We start from the raw sequence: 12,018 nt of genomic DNA on the forward strand, positions 1-12,018 counted from the left end.
CGGTTCGCGACACCCATCCAAGCCGGACGCGGCACCGAATACCAAACATGTTGTCTCTAGTGCTGATTGGTCTGGTCGGAGGCCTGATCACCGGTATATCGCCGTGCATACTTCCGGTGTTGCCCGTGATCTTCTTCTCCGGCGCACAGAACACCGGCGAGCGTGCGCGCCCGTACCGGGTGATCGGCGGCCTGGTGTGCAGCTTCAGCTTGATAACGCTGGCCGGGTCGGCATTGCTGTCGCTGCTTCACCTGCCGCAGGACGCGATTCGCTGGGTCGCGCTCGTGGCGTTGGTGGCGATAGGCATCGGCCTGATCTTCCCGAAGTTCGAGCAACTGCTCGAGCGCCCGTTCTCCCGCATCCCGCAAAAGCGAATCGCCACGCGCACAAAGGGCTTCGGTCTCGGACTGGCGTTGGGTGTGCTCTACGTTCCGTGCGCGGGCCCGGTTCTCGCAGCGATCGTGGTGGCCGGGGCCACCGCGAACATCGGGTTTCCCATCATCGTGCTGACCGTGGCGTTTGCCGTGGGCACAGCGATTCCCTTGTTGTTCTTCGCGCTGGCCGGCCAACGAGTCGCCGAACGGATCAACGCGTTTCGGCGTCGCCAGCGGCAGATCCGCATCGCAGCGGGGGTCGTGACGATCCTGCTCGCCGTGGCATTGGTGTTCAACCTGCCGACCATGTTGCAGCGAGCCGTCCCCGACTACACCGCCTCGCTGCAGAACAAGCTCGGCGGCGATGACCAGATCCGGCAGAAGCTCAACCTCGGTGGCATCGTCAACGAGCAGAACAAGCAACTGGCCAACTGCACCAACGGAGCCTCCGCCCTGCAGAACTGCGGGCCGGCCCCCGACATCAAAGGCATTGCCGCATGGCTGAATACGCCAGGCGACAAGCCGATCGACGTGCACTCGCTGCGGGGCAAAGTAGTACTGGTTGACTTCTGGGCGTATTCCTGCATCAACTGCCAACGCGCAATTCCGCACGTCGAAGGCTGGTATCGGGCCTACCGGGACAAGGGTTTCGAAGTCATCGGCGTACACACCCCCGAGTACGCCTTTGAAAAGGTGCCCGGCAACGTCAAAAAGGGCGCCGCCGATCTGGGCATCACTTACCCGATCGCGTTGGACAACGGCTACTCCACCTGGACCAACTACCGCAACCGATACTGGCCGGCCGAGTATCTGATCTGTGCCGGCGGCAACGTGCGGCACATCAAGTTCGGCGAAGGAGACTACAGCGGCACCGAAAAGCTGATCCGCCAGTTGCTGACCGACGCCCACCCCGGCGTCAAGCTGCCCCCGCCGGTTGACGCCCCGGACACCACCCCGCCGCCCGGGCTGACACCCGAGACTTACTTCGGAGTCGGCAAGGTGGTCAACTACGCCGGAACCGGTGTCTACGACGAAGGTTCGGCGACGTTCGCATTCCCACCCTCCTTGCCGGACGACTCGTTCGCGCTGCAAGGCCCGTGGAAACTTGACTACCAAGGAGCCACGGCCGACAGCAACGCCTCGAGCATCGAGTTGAACTACCACGCCAAGGATGTCTACGTCGTCGTCGGCGGTACCGGAAACCTGACCGTGACGCGGGCCGGTGAGACCACCACGCTGCCGGTCAGCGGACCGCCGACATCCCACCAAATCGTCGCCGGCCACGACGTGACACGCGGAAGCCTTCAGCTGCAACCCAGCCAGGGACTCACCTTGTATTCGTTCACCTACGGGTAGTCACCCAATCCGGCGTCGCCCCGGCTTCGAATAACCGGTGTCGAGACGACGAAGGGAGCCAACCGAAATGAACAACCAATACAAGTCGATTGCAGCGACCGCTTTCGCGGCAGCCGCCGCGGTGAGCCTGGCGGTGGCCGGCTCGCCCACCGCGGCCGCGGCGGATCTGGTCGGCCCGGGCTGCGCGGACTATGCGGCGATGCATCCCGATGGCCCGGCGTCGGTGCAAGGAATGTCGCAGGACCCGGTGGCGACGGCCGCGTCGAACAACCCTGAGCTGACCACGCTGACCGCGGCGGTGTCCGGCCAGCTCAACCCCAACGTGAACCTCGTCGACACGCTCAACAACGGGCAGTACACCGTGTTCGCGCCGACCGACGCCGCGTTCAACAAGCTGCCCGCGTCGACCATCGACCAGCTCAAGACCAACTCCGACCTGCTGAACAAGATTCTGACCTACCACGTCGTGCAGGGCCAGCTGAGCCCCGCCAGAGTCGTTGGCACCCAAAAGACTCTGCAGGGCGGCACCGTCAACGTGGCCGGTCAGGGCAACGATCTGCGGATCAACAACGCCGGTTTGGTCTGCGGCGGCGTGCCGACCGCCAATGCCACGGTCTACATGATCGACACCGTCCTGATGCCACCCGGCCAGTAAGGGGCGGCACCGACACCGTATGACAACAGCGGTTGCGCCCACGCTGGCGGCCACAATCGAGCCGCTGATCGGCGGTGAGTTGCCGGTACGTCTAGTCGGCTGGGACGGCAGCACCGCCGGGCCGGCGAACGCCCCGACCGTGCGGCTGTGCAGGGCAGCCGCACTTCGTCGCATGCTTTGGCACCCCGGCGAGCTCGGGGCCGCGCAGGCCTACGTCTGCGGCGACCTCGACGTCGACGGCGATCTCGGGTCGGCACTGGCCAGGGTGTGGTCACACATCACCGAACGCCGACTGATGACCACCCGGCGATCACCGTGGGCGCTGGTCCGGCTGGTGACGGTTGCGGCCCGGCTGGGCGCGCTCGGCGGACCGCTGCCGCCACCGGCCGCTCAGGCCCGGGTGCGCGGCAGACGGCACAGTCCGGCTCGCGACAGGGCGGCGATCAGTCACCACTACGACCTGTCCAATGCGTTCTACCGCCTGCTCCTCGACCCGTCGATGAGTTACTCGTGCGGCTATTGGGAATCATCCGACCCGAACGCCACCCTCGCGCGGGCCCAGCACGAAAAGCTGGACCGGGTCTGCCACAAGATCGGCCTGCAACACGGCATGCGGCTGCTCGACGTGGGATGCGGCTGGGGCTCGCTGAGTCTGCACGCCGCCGAGCATTACGGCGCGCGGGTCGTGGGCGTAACCCTCTCGGGTGAGCAGAAGGCCTACATCGACGCCGCACTGGCCGAGCGCGGACTCGACAACCGAGTGGAAATCCGCGTCCAGGATTACCGCGCCCTCACTGATGGGCCGTTCGATGCGGCAGCGTCGATCGAGATGGGCGAACACGTGGGCCGGCGCAACTACCGGGCCTATGCCCGGATCCTGCACGCGTGCGTTCGCCCGGGCGCCCGGGTGGTGATCCAGCAGATGTCACGGCGTGGCCGCCACCCGGGCGGCGGACCGTTCATCGAATCGTTCATTGCCCCAGACATGCACATGCGACCCCTCAGCCAGACCATTGCGCTGTTCGAAGAAGCAGGCCTGGAGACGATCGCGGTCGAAGGCATGCGTGAACACTATGTGCGCACCGCGGGGGCCTGGATCGACAACCTCGAAACCCACTGGGATGTCGCGGTAGCACTGATCGGCGAGGAAGCCGCCCGCGTCTGGCGACTGTACTTGACCGGGGGACGGCTCGCGTTTGCGCAGGGCCGCATGGGCGTCGACCAGATCCTGCTTGCCCGGCCCGAGAAGCATCACCGCCGACCGGTGGCGCCATGAGTGATTTTGACCGGCCGCGCGGGGTGCATCGGTGGCGCAGCCCGCTGCGCGGACCGTGGCTGACTTCGGTGTTCGGTTCGGTGCTGTTGGTGGCGCTGCCCATCGTGATCCTGACCGGGCTGCTGTCGTATATCGCCTATTCGCCGCAATTCGGCCAGGCGCTGCCCAGCCACGTGGGCTGGCTCAGGCTGCCATTGTTCGATTGGCCCACTCGCCCGGCCTGGCTGTATCGAGTCAGCCAGGGCGTCCACGTCGGGCTGGGACTGGTGCTGATTCCGGTGGTGTCGGCCAAGCTATGGTCGGTGATCCCGCGCCTGTTCACGTGGCCGCCGGCGCGTTCGATCGCCCAAGTGCTGGAACGGGTTTCGATAGCCATGCTGGTCGGCGGAATTCTGTTCGAGATGGTCACCGGAGTGCTCGACATCCAGTACGACTACATCTACGGGTTCAGTTTCTACCCGGCGCACTATTACGGCGCATGGGTGTTCATCGCCGGCTTCGTCATGCACATCGTCGTCAAGGTTCCGCGGATGATCAGCGCGCTGCGGTCGGTGCCGTTTCGGGACGTGTTGCGCACCAACACCGTCGATACCCGTCCCGAGACGCCCGATCCGGACGGGCTGGTGGCCGCCGACCCGGCACCGGCGACCATGAGCCGCCGCGGTGCGCTCGCGCTCGTCGGTGGCGGCGTGGCGCTGACCGCCGTCGTCACCGCCGGACAGGCGATCGGCGGTATTGCGCGCCACCTGCCTCTGCTGCTCCCTACTGGAGACACGACAGGAAAGGGGCCCAACGACTTTCGTATCAACAAGACCGCTGCGGGAGTCGGTGTCGATCGGGCGGCCACCGGTGAGCGCTGGCGGCTTACCCTGCGCGGCGGCCCCGCACCGGTGTTGCTGGACCGCAACCAGCTGACCGAGATGCCCCAACACAGCGCCCGGTTGCCGATCGCCTGCGTCCAGGGTTGGTCGACTGTGCAGGCGTGGAGCGGGGTGCGACTGGCCGATCTGGCCGCGCTGGCAGGCGTGTCCGCGCCACGCTCGGCCCGCGTAGCCTCGCTGGGTCGCAGGGGCAGCTTCAACGGAGCAACATTGCAAGCCAATCAGATTGGCCACCCTGATGCCATGCTGGCGTTGCGGGTCAACGGCGCCGACCTCTCACTCGATCATGGCTACCCGGCCCGGGTCATCGTCCCGGCGCTGCCCGGTGTGCACAACACCAAATGGGTGGCTTCCATCGATTTCGAGGCAAGCTGAAATGCCCCGGCTGACCACGCGTTTCCGCAGCATGTACGGATCCGGTCCGCTGCATCTGCTGACGATGGTGGGCGGCTTCGCGCTGCTCGCCTACCTGATTGTGACGGCCGGTCCTTCTGCATTGTTGAAGCCAGAGGGGGCGTGGTGGAAATCGATAGCGCTGTGGTTCGGCGCAGCGATCGTCTTCCACGACCTCGTGCTGTTTCCGGTCTACTCGGTGGCCGATCAACTCCTGGGTGTCGCGGTCAAATACTGCCGCGAGCCGCTCGTTCCGCTGCGCAATCATCTGCGCGTGCCGGCGCTTGGATCCGGGCTGATACTGCTCATCTTCTTGCCGGACATCATCGAACAGGGTGCGGAAAAGTATTTCGAGGACACCGGTCTGACCCAGCAACCTTTTTTCGGTCGGTGGCTGATGCTGACCGCGATCATGTTCGGCGCCAGCGCCGTCATCTATACGATCCGGGTGACGGTGACACGTCGGCGTGCAAGCCGAACCGCCTCAAAGGTGCTCCGTTGAGCACCGAGACCGTCGGCGAGATCAGCACTGCCCGGCGCTGGTCAATGCTGACGGTGTCGTTGGCTGCGACGTTGTCCGCCAACGTTTTCATCAACGGTGTCGCCTTCTTGATCCCTGCCCTGGCCCGACGGGGTACCGGCCTGGCGGAGGCGGCCCTGCTGGCGTCCGCGCCGAGCTTCGGCATGATGCTGACCCTCATCCCGTGGGGCTACCTACTGGACCGTTTCGGTGAGCGGATTGTGCTCACCACGGGTTTAGGGGTGACTGCCGCGGCCGGTTTCGCCGCGGCGTCGGTGCACTCGATAATGGCAATTGGTATATTCCTGGTCCTCGGCGGCATGGCTGCCGGCGGCTGCACCAGTGCCAGCGGCCGGCTGGTAACCGGTTGTTTCCCGAAACATCAGCGGGCCCTGGTGATGGGAATACGGCAGACAGCGCAGCCGCTGGGAATTGCGGTGGCCGCCTTGGCAATCCCCGAGTTGGCCAAACGCAACTTCTCGGTGGCGCTGTTGTTTCCGGCGGTGCTGTGTGCGGTGGCGGCAGCAACCAGCGCCCTGGGCGTGCATGACCCGCTACGACCCGATCGGGGCGACGTCAAATTTTCCGAACTCGGCAACCTCTACCGCGGCGCCGTGTTGTGGCGTATTCATTTGGCGTCGGCGCTGCTGATGGTGCCGCAGCCGGTGGTCCTGACGTTCATGCTGATCTGGTTCATCGGCGAGCACGGTCTATCGATGGCATGGGCCGGTGCGCTGGTGGGCGCGTCGCAGCTGCTCGGCGCGGTGGGCCGTATCGCGGCCGGCCGATGGGCCGACCGCGTTGGCTCGCGAATGCGGCCGGTCCGCAAGATCGCCATGGCGACCGCCGCGGTCATGATGGTGCTGGCGCTCACCGATCACTCGGGCTCCGCGTTCGCGATACCGGTCATGGTGGTCGCGTCGGCGATCACCGGCGACAACGGGCTGCCATTCACCACGATCCCGGAGATCGCAGGACCGTTCTGGAGCGGATGGGCGCTGGCCAAGCAGAACACCTTTGAGCGGCTGGTGGTGGCAGTCGCACCGCCCGTCTTTGCGGAATTGATCGTGGCGGCCGGTTATCCGGTGGCGTTCGCGGTATGCGGGTTGTTCCCGCTAGCGGCGCTGCCGGTTGTACCGGTCCGCTCTCCCGGCACGACGCCTGACGACCGGAAAGCCGCCAGTTGATGCCGCCGTATTCTGCACTTACGTCAGGGGCTGCGGCACTGCCCGACCCCCGGTGGGACCAGAACGACGGCGGGCATGCAACAAAACGCATCGGGGTAGTTCATGGTCATGTTCGGGAACAGTCTTGACGCCTGTGAATGCCTGTGGGCGCTACTAGGAAGGCACACGCTATGCCGCAAAAATTGAAACCCCATTTCGAGGACGTCCAGGCTCATTACGACCTGTCCGACGACTTTTTCGCGCTGTTTCTCGATCCCACCCGGACCTACAGTTGCGCCTACTTCGAGCGGGACGACATGACGCTGGAAGAAGCACAGATCGCCAAGATCGACCTGGCGCTGGGCAAGCTGGGTCTGCAGCCGGGCATGACGCTGCTCGACGTCGGCTGCGGCTGGGGCGCCACCATGCGCCGGGCGATCGAGAAATACGACGTCAATGTCATCGGCGTGACGTTGTCGAAAAACCAGGTCGCCCACGTGCAAAAGATGTTGGACGAGATGGACACCCCGCGCGGCCGGCGGGTGCTGCTGCAGGGCTGGGAACAGTGGGACGAGCCCGTCGACCGGATCGTGTCGATCGGCGCGTTCGAGCACTTCGGCCACGAGCGCTACGACGACTTCTTCACGATGGCCCACGACGTGCTGCCCGACGACGGGGTGATGCTGCTGCACACCATCACCGCGCTGACCGGCCCGCAGATGGTCGAGCGCGGCATGCCGCTGACCTTCGAGCTGGCCCGCTTCATCAAATTCATGATCACCGAGATCTTCCCGGGCGGCCGGCTGCCGTCGATCGAGAAGGTGCAGGAGCACTCGGCAAAGGGCGGCTTTACGCTCACTCGCCGTCAGTCGCTGCAGCCGCACTACGCGCGCACGCTCGATTTGTGGGCGGCCGCACTGGAGGCCAACAAGGACAAAGCCATCGAGATCCAGTCCGAAGAGCTCTACGAGCGCTACATGCGCTACTTGACCGGCTGCGCCAAGGGTTTCCGGGTCGGCTACATCGACGTCAACCAATTCACATTGGCGAAGCGGACGTAATTGCAGGGTGCAAGGCGTGACGTATAAGGTCGGCGAATATGACGGACGGGAACACCGAACTGAAGCCGGATGTCGACCACATCCAGTCGCACTACGACCGGTCGAACGAATTCTTCAAACTCTGGCTCGATCCTTCGATGACATACAGCTGCGCGTACTGGGAAGATGGCGCCACGACACTGGAAGAGGCGCAGTACGCCAAACGTGAGCTGGCGCTCGGCAAGCTCGGGTTGAAGCCGGGCATGACCCTGCTCGACATTGGTTGCGGCTGGGGCTCGACCATGCGGCACGCGATCGAGAAGTACGACGTCAACGTCATCGGTCTGACGTTGAGCGAGAACCAGTTGGCGCACTGCCAGCAAAAGTTCGACGAGATGGACAGCCCGCGGCGCAAAGAGGTGCGGCTGCAGGGCTGGGAGGAGTTCGACGAGCCGGTGGACCGCATTGTGTCACTGGGCGCGTTCGAGCACTTCGCCGACGGCATCGGCACCTACGAGCGCTACGCCGACTTTTTCAAGATGACCTACAACGTGATGCCCGACGACGGCGTCATGCTGCTGCACACCATCGTGGTGCCCACCGCCGAAGAGGGCGAAAGGCTCGGGCTGAAGCGGACGATGTCGCTTATGCGGTTCATCAGCTTCATCCGCAAAGAGATCTACCCGGGCGGACGGCTGCCGCAGGTGGACATCGTCGACAAGTACGCCACCGAGGCGGGGTTCCATATCAGCCGCCACCACTTCATCGGTAAGAACTACGTGCGCACCTTGGACACCTGGGCAAAAGGCCTGGAAGCCCACAAGGACAAAGCCATTGAGCTCAAGGGCGAGCAGATGTATGAGACCTTCATGAAATACCTGACCGGCTGCCGAGAGCTCTTCCGCGACGGCTACACAAACGTGTGCCAATTCACCATGGAAAAGCAGGCCGCCTAAGCGTCTTGCGTTCGCGCCACATCTGACGACGCTCGGCGAGCCACAATCGCATATTGTGCCGGATGGTGCGCAGGACCAGCCTTGCTGAAGGCACCATGTAGAGGCTGTCCAGTAGCGAGAACCGGCGCAGGAACCATTCGGCCAGAACGGGATCGGTCTCTGCGGCGCCGAGTAACTGGTCGAACAGGTTGCCCACCGGGCGGTACCACCAGGGCGCGGGTCCGCTCGCATGATGGAAGCTGAAATCGGCGACGGCGTTCATGATCCAGACTGGATAGGTGGTCTTTGCCGTGGCCCGGTTCAGTTCCCGCGCCAGATCATGCTGCGGCATTTGCAGCGCTTCCCGCAGATGGCCGGCCTGCAGCGACGCCATCGTCATACCTTGGCCGAAGGTGGGGTCAAAGCTGGCCACAGCGTCGCCCAGCGGCAGGATGCCGGCGGGGAAGCGGTCCAGCTTGTCGTAGCGCCGCCATCTGCTGGCGGGGAAGCGATGCAAGGCCACCTCGCCGAGGGGTTCGGCCTGCTCCAGCGCTGCGGTGAAGTGGGCGGGCAGTAGCTTCTCGGCGAGTACACGCATCTCGGAAAAGGTATGCGGCGGCTCGACTTCGGCTACACCGAAGGTGGTCAAGACCCAGGTGCCGTCCTCGTAGCCCAGCATGCCCAACCCCAGCGGCTGTGCTCCCGGGAGGCCCCGGCAACCACGACCCGCTGGTCGATCAGGCCATCGGGGATTCGGAACTGATGCGACGCGTAGCCGATACCCACGTCGACAATATCCTCGCGCGGCCGGTCAAACCCCCACTGTTCGAGCCATAACGGCAACCGGCTGCCGCGCCCAGCGGCGTCGACGACCAGATCGGCGGGTACAAACTCCCCGGAGTCGAGGAACACGCCGGTTACCCGCTGCCCAGCGGCATCGAAGCGCGGTTCGATCACCGCCAGCTGCTGAATCTCGACAGTGGGGATTGCGTCGACCCGGCGGCGGATCTGCCATTCCAACTGTGGCCGGCTGGGCACATACGCGGTGAACTCGTCGCGCAAGGTGTGCCCGACACCCAGCACGTGCCCTGCCGCTCCGAAGTAAATGCAGTCCGGCCGGTTCTCCAGTATCGGCACGCCCGCAGCCACCATTTCCTTGAGCAGCCCCGGAAACAAGCCATCGAACTCCTGCGCCCCTCGCGCCATCAAAAGGTGTACGTGCCGTCCTTGCGGGACGGCCACGCGATTCGCAGGTGTGTTCGGTAACCGATCGCGTTCAAACAGTGTCACCCGGTCATGGAAATCAGAAAGCACCCGTGCGGCGCACAGTCCCGCGATACTGGCCCCGATGACGATGGCATGTCCGCCCGGACTTTGGGTACTTTTGCGCATCCCCGCACGGTAGCCGTTCTACGCTTGAGTGATGCCAGAAGTATCGGCACCGTCCCGGCTGAAGTCGTGGGCATACGCCCTGCGCACCACCAATCCGCCACCCGGCGGGCCGGTCGACGTCGTCACCCGCTGGATCGTCGTCACCCGCGCTGCCGTACTCCCGATGACGCTCTTCGCCGGACTCGTCGCCGCACTGCTGGCGGTCGGCAAGCCGGGACTGGATTGGCGCTGGCTGGTGCTCGCGATCGCCGGAATCACGTTGGCGCACATTGCCAACAACCTGATGAACGACCTCTACGACACGCAGACGGGAACCGACAGCGCCAGCTATCCGCGCGCCCTCTACGCCCCGCACCCGGTGCTCTCGGGTCTGGTCAGCCGTCGCACCCTGCTCGTTGCGATCGCCGTCGTGAACGTGGCCGACCTGGCGATCCTGATCGTCTTGACGTGGGCGCGTGGCTGGCCGGTGGTGGCGTTCGCGTTGTCGGGTTTCGTATTGAGCGTCGCCTATACCGCGCCGCCGGTGCGGCTGAAGAAACGCGGCCTGGGCGAACCCGACGTCTTCGTGGTGTGGGGTCCGTTGATGGTGTGCGGAACCTACTACTCCGCGGTCGGCACGGTCGGCTGGGATGTGCTGCTGGCGTCGCTGCCATACGGGCTGTTGTGCACCACCGTGCTGATGGGCAAGCACATCGACAAGATCCCCTACGACGAGCCGCTCGGCATCCACACGCTGCCGGTGATCCTCGGCGAAACCCGCGCCCGCGCCGTCACGCTCGGCATGATGGTCGGCTGCTACGCACTGGTGGCCGTCGCCGTGGCGGCGGGCGCGATGCCGTGGCCGGCGCTGCTCGTCGTGTTGGCGCTGCCCCGACTTGTCAAGGTGTGGCCGTATTTTCGCCGCCCGCCGCCAGACGAGCCGCCGAAGGGATTTCCGGTGTGGCCGCTGTGGTATGCGGCGCTGGCGTGGGTCCACGTCCGGCAGGCGGGCGCACTGCTGGTGCTCGGCCTGGCGATCGGCGCGCTGCTACGCACCCTCTGACATCGAACACTTCCGCGCGACGACCCGCAGCGGCTAGCATCCAACGAACGCATGGGGGTAGATCATGCTGCTGTCGCGGAACTCGTGAATGCCTCTCGAATCGAGAAAGGCCCACCACTGTAATGCCCCTCCAGCTGACGCCGCGCTTCAGCGACGTGCAGGCCCACTATGACCTCTCCGACGACTTCTTCCGGCTCTTCCTCGATCCCACCCAGACTTACAGCTGCGCCTACTTCGAGCGCGACGACATGACGCTCGAGCAAGCGCAGCTGGCCAAGATCGACCTCGCGCTGGGCAAGTTGCGGCTGGAGCCCGGAATGACGTTGCTCGACATCGGATGCGGCTGGGGCGCCACGATGAAACGCGCCGTCGAGAGGTACGACGTCAACGTCGTCGGCCTGACGCTATCCAACAACCAGGCCGCCCACGTGCAGAAAATGTTCGACGACGTGAATACCCACCGCTCGACGCGCGTGTTACTTCAAGGCTGGGAAGAATTCAACGAGCCCGTCGACCGCATCGTCTCCATCGGCGCCTTCGAGCACTTCGGCCGCCAACGCTATGCCCGCTTCTTCACGATGGCCGCTCATGCATTGCCGGCAGACGGCGTCATGTTGCTGCACACAATCGTCCGGCCCACCTTCAAGGAGTTGCGGAGCCGGGGCAGGGGCTTGACGCACGACATCGTCCACTTCAGCAAATTCATTCTGACGGAGATCTTTCCGGGTGGGTGGCTGCCGACGGTCCCGACGGTAGAGGAGCACGCCGCCAAAGCCGGTTTCGAAGTGACGCGGATCCAGTCATTGCAGCCCCACTACGCGAGGACGCTGCAGATGTGGGCGGCGGCGTTGCGGGCCAACAAGGAACGGGCCATCGCGATGCAATCGCAGGAGATCTACGACCGCTACATGAAGTACCTGAGCGGTTGTGCGCAGCTGTTCCGCGACGGGTACACCGACGTCGACCAGTTCACCTTGGAGAAGTAGCG

10 protein-coding genes and 1 pseudogene are annotated in these 12,018 nt (G+C 64.8%); 10 read left to right on the top strand and 1 reads right to left on the bottom strand.

What is annotated here, in order from left to right:
- Positions 1 to 47: 47 nt before the first annotated feature.
- From AWB95_RS17200 to AWB95_RS17235, 8 genes are all read left to right on the top strand, one after another.
- Complete coding sequence (locus AWB95_RS17200) at positions 48 to 1,730, top strand: cytochrome c biogenesis protein DipZ (protein WP_062539163.1); 1,683 nt, start codon at positions 48 to 50, stop codon at positions 1,728 to 1,730.
- A 67-nt stretch (positions 1,731 to 1,797) separates the two neighbouring features.
- Complete coding sequence (locus tag AWB95_RS17205; RefSeq protein WP_062539164.1) at positions 1,798 to 2,385, top strand: fasciclin domain-containing protein; 588 nt, start codon at positions 1,798 to 1,800, stop codon at positions 2,383 to 2,385.
- 19 nt (positions 2,386 to 2,404) lie between these two features.
- The gene (locus AWB95_RS17210) at positions 2,405 to 3,661 is read left to right on the top strand and encodes an SAM-dependent methyltransferase (protein WP_085168434.1); all 1,257 of its coding nucleotides are present in this window, start codon (positions 2,405 to 2,407) and stop codon (positions 3,659 to 3,661) included.
- Positions 3,658 to 4,917, top strand: a complete 1,260-nt coding sequence (locus AWB95_RS17215) for a molybdopterin-dependent oxidoreductase (RefSeq protein ID WP_085168435.1) — start codon at positions 3,658 to 3,660, stop codon at positions 4,915 to 4,917. The genes AWB95_RS17210 and AWB95_RS17215 overlap by 4 nt, the downstream gene beginning before the upstream one ends.
- 1 nt (position 4,918) lies before the next feature.
- Positions 4,919 to 5,437 (top strand): hypothetical protein, encoded by a 519-nt coding sequence (locus AWB95_RS17220; protein WP_085168436.1) that lies wholly within the window; start codon positions 4,919 to 4,921, stop codon positions 5,435 to 5,437.
- Positions 5,434 to 6,642 (top strand): MFS transporter, encoded by a 1,209-nt coding sequence (locus tag AWB95_RS17225; protein ID WP_420799446.1) that lies wholly within the window; start codon positions 5,434 to 5,436, stop codon positions 6,640 to 6,642. Before AWB95_RS17220 ends, AWB95_RS17225 begins: the two co-directional genes overlap by 4 nt.
- 170 nt (positions 6,643 to 6,812) lie before the next feature.
- A complete protein-coding gene (gene mmaA2 / locus AWB95_RS17230; RefSeq protein WP_085168437.1) occupies positions 6,813 to 7,682 on the top strand; it encodes a cyclopropane mycolic acid synthase MmaA2 in 870 nt (289 codons plus the stop codon).
- A gap of 38 nt (positions 7,683 to 7,720) precedes the next feature.
- A complete protein-coding gene (locus AWB95_RS17235) occupies positions 7,721 to 8,617 on the top strand; it encodes a cyclopropane mycolic acid synthase family methyltransferase (protein WP_085168438.1) in 897 nt (298 codons plus the stop codon).
- On the opposite strand, the pseudogene AWB95_RS17240 reads toward AWB95_RS17235, so the two are convergent.
- Positions 8,592 to 9,952: pseudogene (locus AWB95_RS17240) on the bottom strand (FAD-dependent oxidoreductase). The gene AWB95_RS17235 and the pseudogene AWB95_RS17240 overlap by 26 nt on opposite strands.
- A gap of 67 nt (positions 9,953 to 10,019) precedes the next feature.
- Between AWB95_RS17240 and AWB95_RS17245 the strand changes: the two are divergent.
- Together AWB95_RS17245 and AWB95_RS17250 are read left to right on the top strand one after the other, a co-directional pair.
- On the top strand, positions 10,020 to 11,030 hold the full coding sequence (locus AWB95_RS17245) for a prenyltransferase (RefSeq protein WP_085168439.1): 1,011 nt from the start codon (positions 10,020 to 10,022) through the stop codon (positions 11,028 to 11,030).
- 122 nt (positions 11,031 to 11,152) lie between these two features.
- Complete coding sequence (locus AWB95_RS17250) at positions 11,153 to 12,016, top strand: cyclopropane mycolic acid synthase family methyltransferase (protein ID WP_085168440.1); 864 nt, start codon at positions 11,153 to 11,155, stop codon at positions 12,014 to 12,016.
- Positions 12,017 to 12,018: the final 2 nt, after the last annotated feature.

This window comes from Mycobacterium celatum, assembly GCF_002101595.1.
Lineage (GTDB): Bacteria > Actinomycetota > Actinomycetes > Mycobacteriales > Mycobacteriaceae > Mycobacterium > Mycobacterium celatum.

Bases quoted from the DNA above. Each gene is read 5' to 3' on its own strand.
- AWB95_RS17200 (WP_062539163.1), top strand. From the start codon at position 48: ATGTTGTCTCTAGTGCTGATTGGTCTGGTCGGAGGCCTGATCACCGGT.
- AWB95_RS17205 (WP_062539164.1), top strand. From the start codon at position 1,798: ATGAACAACCAATACAAGTCGATTGCAGCGACCGCTTTCGCGGCAGCC.
- AWB95_RS17210 (WP_085168434.1), top strand. From the start codon at position 2,405: ATGACAACAGCGGTTGCGCCCACGCTGGCGGCCACAATCGAGCCGCTG.
- AWB95_RS17215 (WP_085168435.1), top strand. From the start codon at position 3,658: ATGAGTGATTTTGACCGGCCGCGCGGGGTGCATCGGTGGCGCAGCCCG.
- AWB95_RS17220 (WP_085168436.1), top strand. From the start codon at position 4,919: ATGCCCCGGCTGACCACGCGTTTCCGCAGCATGTACGGATCCGGTCCG.
- mmaA2 (WP_085168437.1), top strand. From the start codon at position 6,813: ATGCCGCAAAAATTGAAACCCCATTTCGAGGACGTCCAGGCTCATTAC.
- AWB95_RS17235 (WP_085168438.1), top strand. From the start codon at position 7,721: ATGACGGACGGGAACACCGAACTGAAGCCGGATGTCGACCACATCCAG.
- AWB95_RS17245 (WP_085168439.1), top strand. From the start codon at position 10,020: ATGCCAGAAGTATCGGCACCGTCCCGGCTGAAGTCGTGGGCATACGCC.
- AWB95_RS17250 (WP_085168440.1), top strand. From the start codon at position 11,153: ATGCCCCTCCAGCTGACGCCGCGCTTCAGCGACGTGCAGGCCCACTAT.